At 38.2% G+C, this 19556-nt stretch carries 21 protein-coding genes; 11 read left to right on the top strand and 10 right to left on the bottom strand.

Annotated elements, in window-relative coordinates; translation table 11 throughout:
- Positions 1-56 precede the first annotated feature (56 nt).
- The 6 genes from HDC90_RS21025 to HDC90_RS21000 all read left to right on the top strand — a co-directional run bounded on the left by HDC90_RS21025 (position 57) and on the right by HDC90_RS21000 (position 3586).
- Complete coding sequence (locus HDC90_RS21025; RefSeq protein WP_184469920.1) at positions 57-530, top strand: response regulator transcription factor; 474 nt, start codon at positions 57-59, stop codon at positions 528-530.
- Between the two features lie 118 nt (positions 531-648).
- Entirely contained in the window at positions 649-1191 is a 543-nt protein-coding gene (locus HDC90_RS21020) for a DUF4199 domain-containing protein (RefSeq protein ID WP_184469918.1), read from the top strand.
- 52 nt (positions 1192-1243) lie between these two features.
- Positions 1244-1588, top strand: a complete 345-nt coding sequence (locus HDC90_RS21015) for a DHCW motif cupin fold protein (RefSeq protein WP_184469916.1) — start codon at positions 1244-1246, stop codon at positions 1586-1588.
- Complete coding sequence (locus HDC90_RS21010; protein ID WP_184469914.1) at positions 1588-2112, top strand: GNAT family N-acetyltransferase; 525 nt, start codon at positions 1588-1590, stop codon at positions 2110-2112. The genes HDC90_RS21015 and HDC90_RS21010 overlap by 1 nt, the downstream gene beginning before the upstream one ends.
- Before the next feature lie 76 nt (positions 2113-2188).
- On the top strand, positions 2189-2587 hold the full coding sequence (locus HDC90_RS21005; protein ID WP_184469912.1) for an META domain-containing protein: 399 nt from the start codon (positions 2189-2191) through the stop codon (positions 2585-2587).
- A gap of 75 nt (positions 2588-2662) precedes the next feature.
- Complete coding sequence (locus tag HDC90_RS21000; RefSeq protein WP_184469910.1) at positions 2663-3586, top strand: YihY/virulence factor BrkB family protein; 924 nt, start codon at positions 2663-2665, stop codon at positions 3584-3586.
- Between the two features lie 29 nt (positions 3587-3615).
- On the opposite strand, the gene HDC90_RS20995 is transcribed toward HDC90_RS21000, so the two are convergent.
- The 4 genes from HDC90_RS20995 to HDC90_RS20980 form a co-directional block, all read right to left on the bottom strand.
- Positions 3616-4050: a MarR family winged helix-turn-helix transcriptional regulator gene (locus HDC90_RS20995; RefSeq protein ID WP_184469908.1), complete on the bottom strand. Its 435-nt coding sequence runs from the start codon at positions 4048-4050 to the stop codon at positions 3616-3618.
- A 151-nt stretch (positions 4051-4201) separates the two neighbouring features.
- On the bottom strand, positions 4202-4621 hold the full coding sequence (locus HDC90_RS20990) for an organic hydroperoxide resistance protein (protein WP_184469906.1): 420 nt from the start codon (positions 4619-4621) through the stop codon (positions 4202-4204).
- Between the two features lie 168 nt (positions 4622-4789).
- Complete coding sequence (locus HDC90_RS20985; protein ID WP_184469904.1) at positions 4790-5380, bottom strand: porin family protein; 591 nt, start codon at positions 5378-5380, stop codon at positions 4790-4792.
- 12 nt (positions 5381-5392) lie between these two features.
- Positions 5393-5689 carry a hypothetical protein gene (locus HDC90_RS20980; RefSeq protein ID WP_184469902.1) on the bottom strand — a complete coding sequence of 99 codons (297 nt, stop codon included), beginning with the start codon at positions 5687-5689 and terminating at the stop codon, positions 5393-5395.
- A gap of 131 nt (positions 5690-5820) precedes the next feature.
- Here HDC90_RS20980 and HDC90_RS20975 point away from each other — a divergent pair, with 131 nt between their 5' ends.
- The gene (locus HDC90_RS20975; RefSeq protein WP_184469900.1) at positions 5821-6975 is read left to right on the top strand and encodes a tetratricopeptide repeat protein; all 1155 of its coding nucleotides are present in this window, start codon (positions 5821-5823) and stop codon (positions 6973-6975) included.
- Here the strand turns inward: HDC90_RS20975 and HDC90_RS20970 are convergent.
- The 5 genes from HDC90_RS20970 to HDC90_RS20950 all read right to left on the bottom strand — a co-directional run bounded on the left by HDC90_RS20970 (position 6972) and on the right by HDC90_RS20950 (position 13950).
- Positions 6972-7433 carry a DUF4268 domain-containing protein gene (locus HDC90_RS20970; protein ID WP_184469898.1) on the bottom strand — a complete coding sequence of 154 codons (462 nt, stop codon included), beginning with the start codon at positions 7431-7433 and terminating at the stop codon, positions 6972-6974. The genes HDC90_RS20975 and HDC90_RS20970 overlap by 4 nt on opposite strands.
- A 172-nt stretch (positions 7434-7605) precedes the next feature.
- Entirely contained in the window at positions 7606-10254 is a 2649-nt protein-coding gene (locus tag HDC90_RS20965; protein ID WP_184469896.1) for a glycoside hydrolase family 78 protein, read from the bottom strand.
- Positions 10255-10578: 324 nt separating this feature from the next.
- Positions 10579-11163, bottom strand: a complete 585-nt coding sequence (locus HDC90_RS20960) for a riboflavin synthase (RefSeq protein WP_184469895.1) — start codon at positions 11161-11163, stop codon at positions 10579-10581.
- A gap of 186 nt (positions 11164-11349) precedes the next feature.
- Positions 11350-12885 carry an acetyl-CoA carboxylase biotin carboxylase subunit gene (accC, locus tag HDC90_RS20955; protein WP_255497788.1) on the bottom strand — a complete coding sequence of 512 codons (1536 nt, stop codon included), beginning with the start codon at positions 12883-12885 and terminating at the stop codon, positions 11350-11352.
- Between the two features lie 39 nt (positions 12886-12924).
- Positions 12925-13950: a low specificity L-threonine aldolase gene (locus tag HDC90_RS20950; RefSeq protein ID WP_184469892.1), complete on the bottom strand. Its 1026-nt coding sequence runs from the start codon at positions 13948-13950 to the stop codon at positions 12925-12927.
- Between the two features lie 220 nt (positions 13951-14170).
- Here HDC90_RS20950 and HDC90_RS20945 point away from each other — a divergent pair, with 220 nt between their 5' ends.
- Positions 14171-15031, top strand: coding sequence for an N-acetylglucosamine kinase (locus tag HDC90_RS20945; RefSeq protein ID WP_184469890.1), 861 nt, complete (start codon positions 14171-14173; stop codon positions 15029-15031).
- 159 nt (positions 15032-15190) lie between these two features.
- Here the strand turns inward: HDC90_RS20945 and HDC90_RS20940 are convergent, their stop codons facing one another.
- The gene (locus tag HDC90_RS20940) at positions 15191-15880 is read right to left on the bottom strand and encodes an NUDIX domain-containing protein (protein ID WP_090982558.1); all 690 of its coding nucleotides are present in this window, start codon (positions 15878-15880) and stop codon (positions 15191-15193) included.
- A 111-nt stretch (positions 15881-15991) separates the two neighbouring features.
- Here HDC90_RS20940 and pfkA point away from each other — a divergent pair, with 111 nt between their 5' ends.
- From pfkA to gap, 3 genes are read left to right on the top strand one after another with little or no spacing between them, the layout of a single operon-like run.
- A complete protein-coding gene (gene pfkA, locus HDC90_RS20935; protein WP_184469888.1) occupies positions 15992-16978 on the top strand; it encodes a 6-phosphofructokinase in 987 nt (328 codons plus the stop codon).
- Position 16979: 1 nt separating this feature from the next.
- Entirely contained in the window at positions 16980-17822 is an 843-nt protein-coding gene (locus HDC90_RS20930) for a hypothetical protein (protein WP_184469886.1), read from the top strand.
- A gap of 8 nt (positions 17823-17830) precedes the next feature.
- A complete protein-coding gene (gene gap / locus HDC90_RS20925; RefSeq protein WP_184469883.1) occupies positions 17831-18829 on the top strand; it encodes a type I glyceraldehyde-3-phosphate dehydrogenase in 999 nt (332 codons plus the stop codon).
- Positions 18830-19556 lie beyond the last annotated feature (727 nt).

Below are 19556 nucleotides of genomic sequence, written 5' to 3'. Positions count from 1 at the left end.
ACTAAAGATTAATGACTTCAATCTAAATTACTTATTTTTGACCTAAGGATCATTCCATGGCAAACACACCGAATTTTCTGGCTAAAAACAAAAGCATCATCTTGTATGGGATTTTCCTGGCTATGTTACTTTTTTTATTGAAGTGGCTTGAGCTTCGTTTTATTATCATTAACCATGCTTTCGAAATTTATGCTGGTTCAATAGCCGTTATTTTTATGGCTTTAGGCATTTGGCTTGCACTTAAATTAACCAAGCCCAAAACCATACTGATAGAAAAAGAGGTTTTTACCGAGAAGCCTGAAACATTTATCCTCAATGAAAAGGAACTGATCAGGCTTAATATCAGTAAAAGAGAATTAGAAGTTTTACAGCTGATGGCCGAAGGACTGAGCAATCAAGAAATTGCTTTAAAGCTATTCGTTTCGCTAAATACCATCAAAACACACAACGCAAGGCTTTTCGAAAAACTAGCAGTAAAACGCAGAACGCAAGCTATAGAAACTGCTAAAAAACGCAACATTATCCCATAGATAGCTCGTACTTAAGTATTAAAATATCGCCGATTTTAAAAAATCACCCTAAAGTATGAGGGTTAAAAAAAATAATCGAAGCAATTTTGTGGTGTAAACCTCTTAAAACTATAAACAGATGAAAAAGAACGTAATTGTATTTGGATTAATTGCCGGCTTAATTGTATCAACCTTGATGGTGCTCTCTATGGCCAGATGTTATAACGACCCGAACCTTGAGCATAGCATGCTTATCGGCTATGCTTCAATGGTATTGGCTTTTTCCTTTATTTTTGTTGGCATAAAAAACTACCGGGATAAATACAACGATGGATTAATCACTTTCGGTAAAGCTTTTAAAATCGGCGCATTGATCAGCTTGGTAGCCTCTACCGTATATGTTATTACCTGGCTGATTGATTATTACGTATTTATGCCTGATTTTATGGATAAATATGTTGCCCAGGTATTAAGGGAAGCCCAAGCAAGTGGTGCATCGGCAACAGAGCTGGCAACAAAAACAAAAGAACTGGCTTCCAATCAGCAATTGTACAAAAACCCCATTATGGTAGTTCTATTTACATATATGGAAATACTGCCTGTAGGGATATTAATTTCACTGGTAGCGGCACTCATTCTGAAAAGAAGGCCGGGTACTCCGTTAAATCTTAAAACCGCTTAAAACACCTATTAATCTGATCTGCTTTTATTAATTTACACCATTAAAAACAGCCATGTACACCATCCCCTTTACCCACATAGATTGGAGCCAGATAGAAAAAGTAGAATACCCAGGAGAAACAGGCACAGCAACCTGGCAAACCTTAAACCTGGATGGCTTAAGAATCAGGATTGTAACCTACTCTGTGGGTTATCTTGCCGATCATTGGTGCCAAAAGGGCCACATTGTACATTGTTTGGAAGGTAGCTTTATAAGTGAAATGGAAGATGGAACAGCATTCTCACTTACCGCAGGAATGACTTACGTGGTTTCTGACAATTTAAGTTCGCATCGGTCGGTATCGACAGCTGGTGTAAAACTTTTAATCATTGATGGCAATTTTTTAAAATCAAGCTAATGAAGATTTTTGCCGAAACCGAACGCTTAATTTTACGCGAACTAATGCCAACCGATGCAGAGGGCATGTTCGAAATGAACAGTGACCCTGATGTTCACCTTTATCTTGGCAATAAGCCTGTAAAATCAATCGGGCAAAGTATTGCTGAAATCGAGTTTATCAGAAAACAATACATCGAAAATGGTATTGGGAGATGGGCCGTTATCGAAAAAGCAACAGGTAATTTTGTAGGTTGGTCGGGCTTAAAATTGATTAAAGAAGTTACCAATAACCATATTAATTATTACGACCTCGGTTATCGGTTCAGCAAACGTTTCTGGGGGAAGGGTTATGCTACAGAAACTGCAGTGGCAGCGCGAGACTATGGTTTTACGGAATTAAAGTTGAATGAAATTATTGGCATTGCAGATATCAATAACTTAGGGTCTATACATGTTTTGGAAAAAGTAGGTTTAAAACGAATCGCTATTTTTGATTACGATGGCATAAAACACCATTGGATGAAGATTGAAAAATCAGTTTAGCTTAATCAAAAGGCAATTTTATCTTTTTATGGTTTAGTTTTTGATGTTAAAAAGGAAATCATTTAAACCTTAACTTATGAAACACCTTATCTTCTGCGGAATGCTGATCTTATTATTGAGTTCTTGTAAAGAAAAATTAGATCCTGCAAGCTTTAACAATACCAAATGGGAGTTGAGCGAATTGCCTGGTTTAACGCTACCGAGCTCGGCAAAAGCCACTCTAAATTTTGCTGATAGTTTGAAGATTAGCGGAAAATCGTTCTGTAACAACTATGGCGGCAAGGGAGAAATTGCTGATAATAAAATTACGGTTAAAAATGTTTTTGGCACTAAAATGTTCTGTCAGGAAACTGATGCCGCCGAACGTGCATATTTACATGCTCTTAATCAGGTTAATAGTGCTAAAATAACCGACAATAAGCTATATCTGTTAAATGGCGACAAAACCTTACTGGTTTTCATCAAAACAAACTAGAATCTTTACATGCATAAAAAAGGCTGAATAAAGTATTTTTACTATTTTCGGCCTTTTGAGTTTAACGCAGGAGTGATGCCATCGATAAAAGAAGATCTGAAGTTTTTTTTCTCTACCATAAGAAAAGCATTTAATTTATTTCAGCAGAATGATCCCTTACGCCTGGCCGGTGCTACTGCTTTTTTTACCAATTTCGCCTTACCTCCAATATTAATTATCCTCATCAGGCTTTTCGGTATGTTTACCGATAGAAGATTATTGGCTACGCACTTATTCGAACGTTTGGCTAATATTCTCGACAATGATAGTATAATACAGATCAGAACTACATTAAGAAACATCCGGGGCATTAATCAGGCCTGGTATGTTACTTTGTTCAGTTTTATATTTTTCCTTTTTGTGGCCACTACGTTATTCAATGTAATCAAAAACTCTTTAGAGCAGATCTGGAATATAGGCCAAAAAGATAAAAAAGGGATTGTTAACACCCTTAAATCAAGAGCTATATCCGTTACAATTATCTTATTTGCTGGCATATTATTTTTTATAGGCTTGCTGGCCGATAGTGTGCAGGCCTATATTGGTGCCTATCTGAAATCAGGATCGCCATCTTTTGGCTTAATTTTAACTTCGGTGATTAATCAATTGGTATTTGTGGTAATTGTAACTACATGGTTCACTATACTCTTTAGGTACTTAACAAATGGGCGCCCTACCTGGCGGGCAGCTATTTCTGGAGGATTGTTAACCGGATGCCTTTTTACTGCCGGAAAGTACATTTTAAGAATTTTATTGCCCTTGAGTAATATCAGCAATATTTATGGATCAGCCGGATCGATTATCGTAATTATGCTTTTTGTATTTTACTCCTCATTAATATTTTACTTTGGTGCATCGTTTATCAAAGCATTAAGTGTTGGCAGGGCAACACCTATTATACCAAAAAACGGGTCGTTTGCCTACGAGTTAACAGAAGTTGAGCTAGAAAAAGAAGATTAATTAATTTAGAAGACAGTACCAGAAGTAACCTACTGGACCAGGTTTTGAATCAGCTTATCAAGAAGGCTCTTTAATTGATGTATTTCTTCGTAACTTATACCCAGCTTATTACCAAGCTGCTCACGCAAAACAGGGGCTTTCTCTTTTAATGCACGGCCCTTTTCTGTAAGGGATATGACGATACTTCTTTCATCTTTTAACGATCTTATGCGCTCTACAAGACCGGTTTCCTGCATCCGCTTAAGCAAAGGCGTTAGCGTATTTGATTGCAGCATCAGTTTTTGTGAAAGCACTGTTAAGTTAACCGAATCATTTTCCCATAATACCATCAAAACAAGATATTGCGGATAGGTGATCCCCAAACTATCGAGCACTGGCTGATAACATTTGGTTACCAACCTTGAGGCAGCATAAAGTGGGAAGCACAATTGATTTTCAAGTTTAAAAGCATCATTTATTTCCATCACGTCTTTTTCTATACCAATAATCAACAATAAAATATTCAGCTAAGTAAATCATTTTTAAGCGAAATATTGATTTCTGATCTTATCCTTTTAACTAAAAACTTAAGACCAAAAAAATCAGGTGCCGCTAACCAGGCACCAGATTAATGAACTAGATCACCTCTAATTTCACCTCAATATTTCCACGGGTAGCGTTTGAATACGGGCAAACAGAGTGGGCTTTTTCTACCAGTTCCTGGGCACGTTTTGCCTCAATCCCCGGAATATGCACCTGTAGAGATACACCAAGGCCAAAGCCCCCTTGTCCATTCGAATGAAGCGAAACATTTGCTTTAACTGTAGAAGGTGCTTCAGGTTTAACATTTGCCTGGCCCATCACTAGATTAAGAGCACTATCAAAGCAAGAAGCATATCCGGCAGCGAAAAGCTGTTCTGGATTGGTATATCCTGCTTCACTACCACCTAGTTCTTTTGGCATTCTAACTTCTAATGCTAAGTTGCCATTTTCACTTGTTATTTTTCCGTTACGCCCACCGGTCACGGTAGCACTAGTTTCGTACAACGTTTTCATATTACATTTTAATTTGCATCGTAAACGATTATATCGTTTACGATGCAAACATACTAATCTATTTATAGAAAGCAAATTTTATCTTCAAAACTTAGCGCAATAAAAATATAAGACATAAAAAAAGGTGTTCATTAGATAATGAACACCTTAAGCATTAAGTAAATAATATTACAAAATCCTATAACCTAAACCAACTGTAAATAAGTTTAGCTTAGTGCCAGGATAACCTGATTTATTGATTTTGGACAGGCCAAGTTCGTAACGTGCATCGAAGCTTAGTTTTTTAAGGTCTAAACCTGCACCAAACTGCCAGGCCAAAGCCTGATTTTTAAAATCGGCCCTGAAAACGCTTCCTGCAGCCTGACTAAAGCTTTGGTTTTCATCTAATATCAACGAAAACATCGGTCCTGTGTTTAAACGGAGTCCCACACCAGCAGCACCAAATTTTGTACCCACCAATAAAGGCACATCAAGACTTGTAAAGCGCACTTTATTTATCTCTCCCGTTGCATCGCTTACCAAATCTGCTTTTTTTCCTGATACATAGAGCTCTGGTTGAAAGTAAACGCCTGCGGCACCTACCCTAGCCCAAAGACCACCGTAAAAACCAGTGCGGTTATTACTGTTAAAAGTGTTTTCACTATCAAATTTCGAAAAATTTGCACCAGCTTTAATGCCCAGCTGGAAAGATGGCAGTACCTGTGCGCTGGCAAATAAGCCAACAAGCAAAAAGGCAACGGTTAAAGATAAAAATTTCATATGCGATTAAATTTAGCTGGTGGCATTGTTAATGGCTTCCTGTTCTTTTAAAGCATCAACATTGTTTTTATCACCAAAGTTTTGTGTTTTACCTGCAAAGTAATCTAAAATTCCCGAAATAGTATCTAAGTTATCAGCTAAATTTTGATGAATATCCGGTAAATCTTTATCCAGGCGGTTATCGCCCAATTCGATATTATCTACTTCAATTTTACCAATTTTTTGAATAAGTGCCTGCTGAGAGTTTTGCAAATCTTCCAATTCACGCACGATCTTTTCCATTAATTCAAACTTCTTTAAAGTGTTCATAGGTTCTTATTTTTAGTTAAACTATTCCTTATAAACCCCTTAATGCGGGTTTTGTTTTATTTCGCCAATCTTTTAACAATTAGATTTGGAATTGCCATAAACAACTAATAAATTAGTTTAAAATATTGATAATGAAAAAGCGCTTAACTTTTTTGGTCTTATTTGGACTAAGTTTAGCAGGTTATGCACAAAATGCAACCGCTGTAGATAAAGAGAAACTTTTCGATTTCTATCAGACCCAGCGTTATGCCGATGCTGCTCAATACCTCAAAGGTATTTACGGAGAAGAAGTGAATGATTTTAAAACCCTTAGCCAGCTTGGCTATTGTTTTTTAATGGCAGGCAATAATGTAGAGGCTGAAAAATTTTATAGCAAGGCCTATGCACTGCAGCCGCAGAGCTTGCCTATTCTTTTCAGTCTGGGCAGTATTAACACCAAAAGGGGTAATAGCGAAAAAGCCAAACTGTACTACGGTGAAATTGTAAAAATAGATAGCAATAATTTTAATGTGTATAAACTGTTAGCCAATCTGTACAGTTCACCAAAAGATGATTCGCTTAAACTTAACTGCCTCTTAAAGGCTAACCTGATCAACCCGTTGGAGGCTGATGTTGCTACCGATCTCGCAGAGATCCATTCTACCCATCAGCAATACGAAAAAGCTTACCATGTACTCGATATCGCCATTAAGGGAGATAGTGATAACCTGGTACTGCAAAGAGCGAAACTCCCTATCGCCAACCAGCTTAAAAAGTATAACGAAGTGATTGCTTCAGGCGAGAAATTATTGAAAGATGGTGCCGATGCAGGAGTAATAAAAGATGTGGCAAAAGCCTATTATTACACCAGAAAGTATCAAAAAGCGATAGCTCATTTTAAACTATTAGAACTAGCAGCGATGGAGAATGAGGCTACTTTATACTACACATCACTCAGTTACCGCGCGCTAAAAGATTACCCTCAGGCAGCTATTTATACCAGAAAAACCATTGATGAGGCCATTTCGCCCAATACGGCCAGTTATTATTCGCTATTAGGTCTCGTTTATGAAGAAAACAATCAACTGGCTTTGGCAAGCACCGCTTACAAAAAAGGCCTGCAGTTTAAAGCTACCCCTACTTTGTATTACCGCTTGGCGGTATTTTATGATACCCGTTTAAAGCAGGGAAAAAATGCACTCAAATATTATAACCTTTATTTAAAAAGCAAGCCGAGCTTAACAGATGATAAAGAGGAAATTAAATTTTCAAAAGATAGGATTGCACAGCTAAACCTGGCCGATTAAACCAGATCTTCGAAAACGGGTTTTACATTATCCCAAAATTCATCAAGGGCAATTATTCTGGGTTTAAAAAAGGAGATTAGCACAGGCCAGTGTTGCTGGTTAAATATGCTTACACCTGTAATCGTGATTGAAATCTGTGATACCGTTTTACCAAAATCATCAGTTGCATCTTTTATCCAGTCCCATTCTTCATCTACCGTATTGGTAAATAAAAGCTTAAATTCTTCGAACTGTTCGAAAATGAGGTGCCTGATATCGGGATCGGGATGCGACAACTGAATGCTGATAAAGGCTTTTTTACCATCAACATCCATTTTAAAGAAAATATTCTTCACGCCAGTTTTATAGTTCGTCCAGTTTACGGTTGAACCGCTTGCTGAAGGGACAGGTTTCATGTATTGCCCCAAACTGATCCAAAACTGTTGGCGCAAGCGGGCCGCTTCTTCTTTACTGTACATTATTTTACCGTATCTGACAGAGACTGTATCATCATTGCTTAAGCCGTCATTCCCACGCAGGCGGGAATCTTAAAACTAATTGCATTAAGATTCCCAATCAAGTTGGGAATGACGACTCCTTAAAATTTATATTGGTGATACAATCTCTTTAAGGAAGCTGCAATATTAGCGATTAATATTTGTATTCAAAATGATAGTTACCTGATCCTATTTCCTCCTTTTTATCGGTTTTTGGCAATACTATAGTAGCAGTGGCATTGGCTGGCACAGTTACATCCAGCTTAAAAACACCGTCTGCAATTGTCCAAGAAGATTTAACCATACCATACACTGTTTCCAGCTCTCCGGAGGCACTTGTTAGCTTCCCCCCTGGCCTTGGTGCAATTAAAATGCTTTTGTAACCTGGCTGGGCTGATACGGGATTGATACCGGCAATATTTTTATACATCCAATCGCCTATGGCGCCATAAGCATAGTGGTTAAAAGAATTCATATCAGCTGTTTGAAAAGAGCCATCCTGTTTAATGCCATCCCAGCGCTCCCAAATGGTAGTTGCCCCCATTTTAACAGGATATAACCATGAAGGATAACTTTCTTGCAACAGCAGATCATAGGCTACATCCTCGTGTCCAAAACGGCTTAATACATGGCAAAGATATGGTGTACCCAAAAAACCTGTAGTTAGATGGTTTCCATAATCTTTTACATTATCTACCAACCTTTGTGCAGCCTGTGCACGTAAGTTTTCAGGTAGCATATCAAACTGTAAGGCTAATACATATGCCGTTTGGGTGTTAGAAATCAATTTACCGTTTGGCGTCATATTTTCTTTGATGTAAGCGGCTTTAATCTGTTCTAACAACGCACTGTACTTCGTTACATCGTCTGTTTTACCCAATACCTTTGCTGCATTTATCAACAGCTGGGTTGAGTGTGCATAAAATGTTTGGGCAATCATATACTTATCCGTTACTGCGGCACGGCCGTCGTTATCATCATTAGGTCGGTAGAACAACCAATCGCCAAAGTGGAACCCTGTATTCCAAAGGTTATTTTTTGCCACTGATGAAATATAATCGACCCACTTTTTCATGCTGCCATACTGCGTTTCCAATATGCCTCTATCTCCGTAAGACACATACATATCCCAGGGAATAATGGTAGCCACATCAGCCCAGCCAGCAGAACCCGCATCATTTTGGCTCAGTACATTTGGTACTACAAAAGGAACACTACCATTAGGAAGCTGGTCTGCAGAAACATCTTTTAGCCATTTGGTAAAAAAGCCCGATACATCCATGTTATATGCAGCTGTTGTAGCAAATGCCTGTGCATCACCTGTCCAGCCTAAACGTTCGTCTCTTTGCGGACAATCTGTTGGCACATCAACAAAATTCCCTTTCTGTCCCCAGCTAATATTGTGCTGTAATTGATTTAGCAATGGATTTGAAGTATTGAATTTTCCACTGGTTTTCATGTCCGAATAAACAGCTACAGCGGTAATATCTTCCAACTTCAGTTCGCCAGGATAGCCATCTATTTTTACATACCTAAATCCCTGAAAAGAAAAATGTGGTTCAAAAACCTGTTCAGTTTCACCTTTTAAAATATAATTGTTCTGTTGTTTGGCACTACGTAGATTAGTTGTGTAAAAATTCCCTTCTCTGGTCAATACTTCGGCATGGCTGATGCTAATTTTTGTACCCGCTGGCCCCTTGGCTTTTAACATTACCCAACCCACTAAATTCTGCCCAAAATCGACAACGGTTTCACCTTTTGGGGTTTTAAATATTTTTAAAGCTTTAAATGTTTCATGTTTGGTTACCTGCGGTCCGCTCATTCCAACCAGTTTTTCCTGCCCCCCGCCCAGTTCCTGTACAGGTTTCCAGGAAGTGTTTTCTTTAAAACCAATATTGTTCCAGCCAGCTAGTTCTAACCTGGCATCGTAGGTTTCTCCGTCGTAAATATTAGATGCAAGTATCGGCCCGTAACTTGTTTTCCAGGTATTATCGCTAATGATGTTTTCTCTGGTGCCGTCGGTGTATTCCACTTCTAGCTGCATTAACAGTGCCCTGGTATCGCCATAAAATTGTTTTTGATGACTAAACCCAATGCGTCCTTTATACCAGCCATCGCCTAATGAAACACCAATAACGTTGGCCCCTTTCTTTAGCGATTGTTTAACATCGTAAACCTGATATTGAATGTGATCTTTATAACTTGTCCAGCCTGGTGCAAAATAAGCGTTGCCAATGCGCCCGCCATTAATATTCGCCTCATACAAACCCTTGGCGGTAATATAAACCATTGCAGATTTTACTTCTTTTTTCAGGTTAAATTCTTTTCTGAACAAAGGGCTGGCTAAAGAAGTATCTTTTCCATTTACCGCAATCCACTTTGCAGTCCAATCCTCAGGTTTTAAACCTGTTTGGAAAAACTGAACCGGCGACCACGCAGATACATTTCCGTGGTTATCCTTTACCCTAACCTGCCAGTAATATTTGGTTTTCGAGGATAGTACGGGGCCATCATAGGCAATCAATACCGATTGATCATTATCTACCGTCGCCTTCCATAAAACTTTATCAATATTTGCCGTTGTACCCAGTTTAATTTCGTAATTGCGCTGTTTGGTATTTTTTATATCAGAAGTAATTTTCCAGCTAAATCTGGGTTTTGGATTATCAATACTAAAAGGATTTACTAAATGCTCAACGGTTAAATCCTTTAACGAGATTTTCTGTGCTAAAACATTCGTTGTAAATAAAAGCAATAAGGCAAGTGAAGTTATTGCGCCTGAGGTACGTGAATTCTTGTTCATATTGGTTAGCGTTAATTTTTTAGTCTTAACTATACGATAATCAGAAATATTATTCAACCAACCATCCTGCACTGTTATGAAAAATTAAACGTTTAAATCACGTCAATAATTCAGCAAAGCATCAATTATCAAGACATTAGCACCTGTTTAATTTATGTCTTAAAAATATTTATAACTCATTTTTGAGCAAGCTAAGACCTGTTTTTGAAGAGATAGCAGGGCCTCGACCTCAAAAAAACAGAACAAAGTTGTAGCCGAAAAGAAGCACAAATAAATTATTGGATAAATTTTAAACAGGACCAACCAGTAGAAAAAAAATAAAGTTTAACGATTCATCAGGCGGGCTACATATTTGCCAATAATATCGAATTCTAAATTTACCGTATCGCCAATTTCAACTTCTTGTAAATTGGTATGTTCGAAAGTATAAGGGATAATAAATACCGAAAACTCATCGGGCTCAGAATTTACTACAGTTAGGCTAATGCCATTTACACAAGCAGAACCTTTTTCTACGGTTACATTTCCAGCAGAAGCATCGTATTTAAAGCGATACTCCCAACTACCATCCAGTGCTTCACGTTTCACACAAACAGCAGTCTGGTCTACGTGGCCCTGCACAATGTGCCCATCTAAGCGGGCGTTCATCTGCATACAGCGCTCGAGGTTAACCTTACTGCCTACTGTTAAACCACCAAGATTGGTTTTATTTAGCGTTTCCTCTATAGCGGTAACAGTATGCGTTCCGTCATTTAGTGCCACCACCGTCAAACATACGCCGTTATGGGCTACGCTCTGGTCAATTTTCAGCTCATGGCTAATTGCCGAAGATATGGTAAAGTGAATATTGGTATGGTCGTTTTTAATGGCAGTAACTTCGCCAAGTGTTTCTATAATTCCTGTGAACATTTTTTTTGTTTTTGATGGGTCGTCATCTCGACTGAAGCGTAGCGGAATGGAGAGATCTATCTCGGGATAGATTTCTCGGCTGCATTATACTCCGCCCGAAATAACGGACTTCATTCTTATTTATTAGCGAGAAAGATGCTGAAACAAGTTCAGCATGACGCCCCTAAAGAGGACTTCTCTATGTTGTTAATATTTCAATCTATTTTTTCTCCAATCCGAAGTACTTTTAACTGCTTCATCGCTCAATTTCGCCTCTTTCTTATCAAACAGTTTTGCGGCAATTACCGCGGCAATCAGCGCTTCTGTTTCATCCTGTAACTTTAAGCTTTCTGGTTTAAAGTATTTGCCTACAAAATGCGTGTCGAAATTACCCGTTTTAAAAGCCTCGTGCAGCATTACAAATTTACCAAAACCCAAAGTAGTTTCTATCCCCGTAATATCATATTCTTCAATAGCCCTCACCATTCGCTCTATAGCCTCTTCCCTATCTTTTCCATAAGTAATCAATTTTGCAATCATCGGATCATAATAAATCGGGATTTCCATGCCTTCCTCAAAGCCATCATCAACCCTTACCCCATTGCCTTTGGGTGTGCTGTAAGTCTGCAAAGTGCCAATATCTGGCAGGAAATTATTAGCCGGATCTTCGGCATAAACACGCAGTTCTATAGCATGTCCATTGATTTTTAAATCCTCCTGACTAAAACTCAATTTTTCTCCTGAAGCAATTTTGATCTGCTCTTTTACCAGATCTATGCCTGTAATCAGTTCGGTTACCGGATGCTCTACCTGCAAACGAGTATTCATTTCGAGGAAAAAGAAATCGAGATTCTCATCTAAAATAAACTCTACCGTGCCAGCACCGGTATAATTTACCGAACGGGCTACATCTACTGCACATTTGCCCATCTGCTGCCTGATTTCTTCGGTCAAAACAGCTGATGGCGCTTCTTCTACCACTTTCTGATGGCGGCGCTGCACCGAGCATTCGCGTTCAAAAAGGTGTACAATATTACCATGGCTATCGCCCAAAACCTGTATTTCGATGTGCCTTGGCGAGGTAACATAACGCTCGATAAAAACTGCTCCATCGCCAAAAGCAGAGGTAGCTTCGCTTACGGCCAACTGCATCTGTTCTTCAAAATCTTCGGGCCGCTCTACAATACGCATCCCCTTACCTCCGCCACCTGCAGCAGCTTTGATTAATATGGGGAAACCAACTTCAATGGCACGCTGCTTGGCCTCATTTACATCTTGAATGGCTTCTTCCGTTCCCGGCACCATTGGGATATTGTATTTTAAAGCCGCTGCCTTTGCCGATAGCTTATTACCCATCGTTTCCATTGCTTCTGGCGAAGGGCCGACTAAAATCAGCCCTGCATCAGCAACTTTCTGTGCAAAACCAGCATTTTCAGATAAAAAACCATACCCTGGATGGATTGCCTGAGCACCTGTTAGTTTACAGGCGTCGATAATTTTCTCGCCAACCAGATAGCTCTGGTTAGAGGGCGCGGGGCCAATACAAACTGCCTCATCGGCATAACGCACATGCAAAGCATTACGATCGGCTTCAGAAAAAACAGCAACCGTTTTAATTCCCATTCCCTTTGCCGAGCGCATAATACGCAATGCAATTTCGCCACGGTTAGCCACTAAAAGTTTGGAAATTGGGGTTTGGAGTTTGGAGTTTTCGGGCATTTTGGTTAGAATTTCATTAGACATATTGACTCGGGGCTAAAGACTCATGACTTAGGACTCTTTCTAAGACAAATGTAATATTATTTCAATTGCCCGATCGATCATTTCGGCATTTAGATCGAGATGTGTTACCAAGCGAATGGTGCTGGCACTGGTGGTATTGCAATGCAGTCCTTTTTCTTTCAATTGATGCACAATTTTCTCTGCCGTCCCTTTTTCTACTTCGAAAATAACAATGTTGGTTTCAACGGGCATTACCGATTTAACATATTTTGCGCTGGCCAGTGCATTGGCCAATGCCTGCGCATGGGCGTGATCGTCTTTTAAGCGTGTTACATGATGATCGAGCGCATAAATACCTGCTGCAGCTAAAAAACCTGCCTGGCGCATGCCTCCGCCAAAAGCTTTTCTAATTTTCCGGGCTTTATGAATCATTTGTTTGCTCCCTAATAATACCGAACCTACAGGTGCACCAAGTCCTTTAGACAGGCAGACCGAAATACCGTCAAAATATTTACCATATTCGCCTGCCTGATCGCCTGTGGCTGCCAATGCATTAAAAATACGCGCACCATCTAAGTGCAGTTTTAATCCTTTTATATTACAGAGGTGATGAATAGGTGCAATCTGTGATAAAGTATAACAACTTCCGCCACCTTTATTTACTGTATTTTCTAAAACAATTAAACTAGTGTTTGGATAATGGATATTGTCTTCATTGATTTCGGGCTCAATCAGCTCTGGTGTCAAAATTCCGCGCTCGCCATGCAACAACCTTACCGATGCGCCGGAGTGATAGGCAATGCCACCGATTTCGTAACGGTACACATGAGCGGTCTGATCGCAGATTACCTCATCCATCGGCTGGGTAAAACACTTGATCGCAATCTGGTTGGTCATCGTTCCAGATGGGCAAAATAATCCGGCTTCCATGTTAAAAGTCGAAGCCAGTTTTGTCTCCAATGCATGCACTGTTTCGTCTTCACCAAAAACATCATCACCCACTTTTGCATTCATCATGGCATCCAACATTCCAGCAGTTGGTTTGGTTACTGTATCACTCCTGAAATCTAAAAATCTGTTGTTCATTTCGCTATTTTGTTGTAAAATATTATTGATGTTAAAAAAAAAGACCAATGCCCTTTCTGGTATAATTTTAAGGTTTTTCGGCGATTAAACGCCCTATATAGTGTATTTTTTACACACTTAATTTTCGACAACAACAAATTGTTAAAAAATTATTAAAAAAAAGGATACAAAATATAAGACTTTTTATACTTTTATCGTGCTAAAACCAAAAATAAATAAAATGATAGTAATTGCAGACGGCGGATCTACCAAAACAAATTGGTGTTTGATTAACGAGGCCGGCAGAAAAATTTACTTTAACACCGAAGGTTACAATCCATATTTTTCAAAAGGAGAGTACATTGTAAAGTCTTTGAATGAGACTCTTCCAGACCACTTGGAAAGAGAGAAATTAACAGCAGTTTATTACTACGGTGCAGGCTGTTCTACACCTGCAAATGTTAAGATTGTGGCTGATGCCATGCAACAGATCTTCACCAATGCAAACATTTTTGTAGGCCATGATTTACTTGCTTCATCTAGAGCACTCCTTGGAAACGAGCCAGGATTTGCAGCTATTTTAGGTACAGGTACAAATTCATGTCTTTACGACGGATCTGAAATTACCATGAACATCGATTCATTAGGTTATTTCTTAGGTGATGAAGGCAGTGGTTCGTACATCGGTAAACGTATTTTAAGCGATTACATGAAAGGTTACATGCCAAAAGGATTACGTGAAGCTTTTTACGATAATTATGCTTTAACCAACGAAGATATTTTTGATAACATTTATAACAAGCCATTGCCGAACCGTTTCTGTGCAAGCTTTAGTAAATTCTTATACGACTTTAAAGATAACTACGAGGATTATGCTTTTGCTACCATTGATTATGCTTTTACTGCATTTTTCGAAGCTTTGGTAATTCACTACCCTAACTACAAAGACCATAAATTAAACTGTGTGGGCTCAGTAGGTTATAGTTTCCGTGATATTTTAAGTATTGTAGCCGACCGTTACGAAATGGGCGTGGGTAAAATTATCCGCTCACCTATAGATGACCTGGTACATTACCATTTAGAATTAGCACCGAAGGTTTAGTTTTAAGTCTGGAGTCATTAGTCCAAAGTTGGATTACAATAACACAAAAATCCCCGATTTGAATTTCAAACCGGGGATTTCCTTTTTATAAATGGCCACGTTGCTTGGGCCTTTCCGCTTTAGTCTTTGGGCAAATCTAACCTCTCCAATCTCAATCCACTAAAAAGAAATCTCTTTACCAAAAAGTTTCGCGTATTTACGTTTATCAAAACGGTACAAAGTAGCCGCACGGTAAGAAACACCTTTTTGTTTTTCATCAAGCTCTTTCAGCACACCAAAACTCACAATCTTTTTCCTAAAGTTCCGTTTATCGAGTTTTTTACCCAGAACCAGTTCATAAACATGCTGTAATTGTGTTAAGGTAAATTTCTCCGGTAAAAGTTCGAAAGCAATTGGTTGGTGTTTAATGCGGCGTTTTATTTTTTCTAATCCTTTATCGTAAATTTTCTGGTGATCGAATGCCAGTTTAGGCAGGTCAGTAATCGGCAGCCAATTTGCCCGTTTGGCATAAGTACTAATCGGACGGAGTTCCTTATCGCCGCCCAAACGGATCAAAGCATAATAAGCCAAAGTAATTACCCTGCCTTGCGGGTGCCTGTTCGGATCGCCAAAGGCATAATACTGCTCCATATAAATGCCACGCAAACCAGTAAGTTCGTACAAGATCCGGGAGGCCGATTGATCTAAACTTTCATCAGGGCCAACAATATTACCGGGTAATGCCCACCAATCTTTAAACGGTTCTTCATTCCTTTCAATTAGCAGGATTTTTAATTCCTTACCATCAAATCCAAACAAAACGCAATCTATCGAGAATACAGAATCTAAATGAGGTAAAATTTGTTCCAAAGTAAAATTTAGTTATTTTAAGCAGATAAAGGTATGACTTTCAATATTAAGTAAAAAAAATAAAATAAATTACTTAGTGTAAAAAATACACACTATATTCGTGTTATAAAGATGAAGCCAAATATAAAAAATATAGCTGTACTTACTTCTGGAGGCGATGCCCCTGGAATGAATGCTGCAATCAGAGCTGTTGTTCGTACCGGAATTTACCATGGCATTAATATGTTTGGGGTAATGCAAGGCTACCAAGGTTTAATTACCGACAACATAAAACCAATGGACGCCCGTTCTGTAAGTAACATTTTACACTTGGGCGGCACCATATTAAAAACTGCACGCTGTTTAGAGTTTAAAACAGACGAAGGCCAACAGATTGCCTACAATAACTTAAAGAAAAATGATATTGACGGACTAGTCGTAATTGGAGGTGACGGGACATTTACCGGAGCGAAACGTTTTTCAGAAACTTTTGGCGTTAAGGTAATTGGTATACCGGGCACTATAGATAACGATTTAGTTGGATCTGACTTTACTTTGGGTTACGATACGGCTATTAATACTGTAATCGAAGCGATTGATAAAATCAGGGATACTGCGGATGCACACGACCGTTTATTCTTCATAGAGGTAATGGGGCGCGATTCTGGTTGTATTGCACTAAGAAGTTCGATAGCCAGCGGTGCCGAAGCTGTTTTGTTACCGGAAAAGGAAACCAGTGTTAATGAATTGATTGATAAACTGGCCTTAGGCGCAGCAACAAAAAAAACATCAAGTATCGTTATTGTGGCCGAAGGCCATAAACAGGGCGGCGCTTACGATATTGCTAAAAAAGTAAAAGAAACTTTTGATCATTACGATACCAAAGTAACCATACTTGGCCACCTTCAACGTGGCGGTAGCCCAAGCAGTTTCGACAGAATTTTGGGCAGTCGTTTAGGTTTTGCCGCAGTAAATGCGTTAATTGCAGGCGAAACGGAGCAAATGGTAGGTTTAAAAGGAAACGAAATAAAATTAACCAGCATAAGAGAGGCTTTAACTGCTCATTCTTTTAAACTCGAGCCCGATTTAATGGAAATGACAGAGGTACTTTCAATATAATATGGTAGCAGTTGTTTATAGCGGATCAAAAACAGCATTTTGGAAATTAACACAAAATGGACAGGTAGTAGCACATTGTAATACTACAGGCCTAAACCCTTGCTTTGTTGATCCAAAAACGATTTTGCAGATTTTAAACAAAAAAGTTGTTTTAGTTAACAATGCAGAAAACATAAAGAAAATTTATTTTTTTGCAGCCGGAGCATCATCAGCAGACAGAAAAGAGGAGTTAGCCAAAACCCTGGCATCGTTTTTTAAATACAGTAAAATTGTAGTAGAAAATGATTTATTCGGTGCCGCTAAAGCAGCTTGTTATAATAAACCCGGTATTGTTGGTATGCTTGGAAGTGGCGCACATTGTGCATACTTCGACGGAAAAAAGCCAATAAGCAACAACTTTGGATTAGGTTATATACTGGGCGATGAAGGTTCTTCGAATTACTTTGGAAAAATACTTCTTAAAGAATTTTTAAGCCAAAAAATGCCAAAGGATATTGAAGCCAAATTTACATTAACACACAATCTAGACCACCCTCAAATATTAGAACGCATTTACAATAAGCCGCAGGCGAATATATTTTTAACTTCATTTTTCGATTTCATTACCCAGAACAGCAAACACGAATACATCCGCAGGCTGATTGATGAAGGATTTGAAAAATATTTTGAAACATATATCTTACCTACCTTACAAAAACATAAAGACAGCGAACTGCATATCGTAGGTAAAGTAGCTGCTGAGCTGGAAGACCGCTTAAGGCTTACAGCAGGTAAATACGGCTTGGAAATTAAAAGCATTATTAAAGAACCAATACAAAATTTATTAAAACATTACACTAATTAACAAAAACAATGAGCAAAATTGGAATAAACGGCTTTGGCCGTATTGGCAGACTGGTTTTCAGAGCCGCATTAAAAAGAGGATTAGATATTGTAGCGATTAATGATTTGATCGAGCCAGATTACATGGCATACATGTTAAAATATGATACTACACATGGCAAATTTGATGGCACTATTGAAGTTGTTGATGGCAATTTAGTTGTTAATGGCAAAACAATCCGCGTAACTGCAGAAAGAAATCCAGCTGATTTAAAATGGGATGCTGTAGGTGTTGAAGTAGTAATCGAATCTACAGGTCTGTTCTTAACCCGTGCTGATGCTGAAAAACACATCGCTGCCGGTGCTAAAAAAGTAGTTTTCTCTGCACCTGCTAAAGATAGCGATATCCCTACTTATGTTATGGGCGTTAACCACCATAAATTAACTGCAGATCAAACTATTGTTTCTAACGCATCTTGTACTACCAACTGTTTAGCCCCAATTGCTAAAGTTTTAAACGATAACTTCGGTATTGTTGAAGGTCTAATGAGCACCATCCATGCTGTAACTGCAACTCAAAAAACAGTTGATGGTCCATCTGCTAAAGACTGGAGAGGTGGCCGTGGCGGTTTTTCTAACATCATCCCTTCTTCTACCGGCGCTGCTAAAGCAGTAGGTATGGTTTTACCTGAATTAAAAGGTAAACTAACTGGTATGTCTTTCCGCGTTCCTGTTGCTGACGTTTCTGTTGTAGATTTAACTGCACGTTTAGAAAAACCAGCTACTTATGAGCAAATTAAAGCAGCGATGAAAGCAGCTTCTGAAGGCGAATTAAAAGGTGTGTTGGCTTATACTGAAGATGAAGTTGTTTCTTCTGACTTTATTGGCGATGATCATGCCTCTATTTTTGACGCTAAAGCTGGTATCTCATTAAACGATAACTTCGTTAAAGTGGTATCTTGGTACGATAACGAATGGGGATATTCTTCTGCATTAGCTAAATTCGTAGAATATTACGGAAGTTTGTAATAAAAAAAATGCATTAAGCAATTTTCAAATCATATAAAAGGCAACATTATTCAATTAATGTTGCCTTTTTGTTTTAAACACAATTTTCACCTATAAATTTTATTTTAAAATCGACGCTAAAAATATTTTTTGATTAATTTTTCATACCAAAATCAACTTTTAAACCTTAAAAGCAATAAAAAATACATAAAAACAGAACAGAAATCATTTTAAGCAAGGAATTAAATAAACGTTTGACTAAATAGCGCTATAAATTGATAATATTTAACAATTATTTAACAAAATTTTGCCTTATCTTTGCAGTACTATCATTTTAAATCCTAAAAGCTTATAGAAAAAGAACAGGAAATAAAAAATGACAAAAAAAATACTTAAAATTTTCTTAGTGTATTTTTTACACTATCAAATTTTTTACTATATTTGTAGAGTAATAAACGGAACGATGTTTATCACGATAAAAAAAGATAAATCATTTTCTTGAAGAACCCCGGTTTAGATAGAAGATTAAAGACAAAGCCTGGCTCATAACAGGTTTATATTTGGTTAGAAAAAAGAGACAAGTCTGGATAGATTGTCTCTTTTCTTTTATACGGCCTTTTTATTTCTTCTTATTACTGTTGCTTACTTAAAAAGGGATCAAGCGGAAAAGTTGGGGGGATTAGAATAATTTGTTTCTTTGTAGTATTACAACAATTATAACTTCCCTTGAATCAAGCCGAACAAACCC

Source organism: Pedobacter sp. AK013 (assembly GCF_014205835.1).
Taxonomy (GTDB): Bacteria; Bacteroidota; Bacteroidia; order Sphingobacteriales; family Sphingobacteriaceae; genus Pedobacter.
The sequence above is the reverse complement of the archived record's forward strand: the minus strand, read 5'-3'. Positions and strand labels throughout refer to the sequence as shown.

Excerpts from the sequence above, each read along its gene's own strand:
- HDC90_RS21025 (WP_184469920.1), top strand. The coding sequence starts at position 57 with ATGGCAAACACACCGAATTTTCTGGCTAAAAACAAAAGCATCATCTTG.
- HDC90_RS21020 (WP_184469918.1), top strand. The coding sequence starts at position 649 with ATGAAAAAGAACGTAATTGTATTTGGATTAATTGCCGGCTTAATTGTA.
- HDC90_RS21015 (WP_184469916.1), top strand. The coding sequence starts at position 1,244 with ATGTACACCATCCCCTTTACCCACATAGATTGGAGCCAGATAGAAAAA.
- HDC90_RS21010 (WP_184469914.1), top strand. The coding sequence starts at position 1,588 with ATGAAGATTTTTGCCGAAACCGAACGCTTAATTTTACGCGAACTAATG.
- HDC90_RS21005 (WP_184469912.1), top strand. The coding sequence starts at position 2,189 with ATGAAACACCTTATCTTCTGCGGAATGCTGATCTTATTATTGAGTTCT.
- HDC90_RS21000 (WP_184469910.1), top strand. The coding sequence starts at position 2,663 with ATGCCATCGATAAAAGAAGATCTGAAGTTTTTTTTCTCTACCATAAGA.
- HDC90_RS20995 (WP_184469908.1), bottom strand. The coding sequence starts at position 4,050 with ATGGAAATAAATGATGCTTTTAAACTTGAAAATCAATTGTGCTTCCCA.
- HDC90_RS20990 (WP_184469906.1), bottom strand. The coding sequence starts at position 4,621 with ATGAAAACGTTGTACGAAACTAGTGCTACCGTGACCGGTGGGCGTAAC.
- HDC90_RS20985 (WP_184469904.1), bottom strand. The coding sequence starts at position 5,380 with ATGAAATTTTTATCTTTAACCGTTGCCTTTTTGCTTGTTGGCTTATTT.
- HDC90_RS20980 (WP_184469902.1), bottom strand. The coding sequence starts at position 5,689 with ATGAACACTTTAAAGAAGTTTGAATTAATGGAAAAGATCGTGCGTGAA.
- HDC90_RS20975 (WP_184469900.1), top strand. The coding sequence starts at position 5,821 with ATGAAAAAGCGCTTAACTTTTTTGGTCTTATTTGGACTAAGTTTAGCA.
- HDC90_RS20970 (WP_184469898.1), bottom strand. The coding sequence starts at position 7,433 with ATGTACAGTAAAGAAGAAGCGGCCCGCTTGCGCCAACAGTTTTGGATC.
- HDC90_RS20965 (WP_184469896.1), bottom strand. The coding sequence starts at position 10,254 with ATGAACAAGAATTCACGTACCTCAGGCGCAATAACTTCACTTGCCTTA.
- HDC90_RS20960 (WP_184469895.1), bottom strand. The coding sequence starts at position 11,163 with ATGTTCACAGGAATTATAGAAACACTTGGCGAAGTTACTGCCATTAAA.
- accC (WP_255497788.1), bottom strand. The coding sequence starts at position 12,885 with ATGTCTAATGAAATTCTAACCAAAATGCCCGAAAACTCCAAACTCCAA.
- HDC90_RS20950 (WP_184469892.1), bottom strand. The coding sequence starts at position 13,950 with ATGAACAACAGATTTTTAGATTTCAGGAGTGATACAGTAACCAAACCA.
- HDC90_RS20945 (WP_184469890.1), top strand. The coding sequence starts at position 14,171 with ATGATAGTAATTGCAGACGGCGGATCTACCAAAACAAATTGGTGTTTG.
- pfkA (WP_184469888.1), top strand. The coding sequence starts at position 15,992 with ATGAAGCCAAATATAAAAAATATAGCTGTACTTACTTCTGGAGGCGAT.
- HDC90_RS20930 (WP_184469886.1), top strand. The coding sequence starts at position 16,980 with ATGGTAGCAGTTGTTTATAGCGGATCAAAAACAGCATTTTGGAAATTA.
- gap (WP_184469883.1), top strand. The coding sequence starts at position 17,831 with ATGAGCAAAATTGGAATAAACGGCTTTGGCCGTATTGGCAGACTGGTT.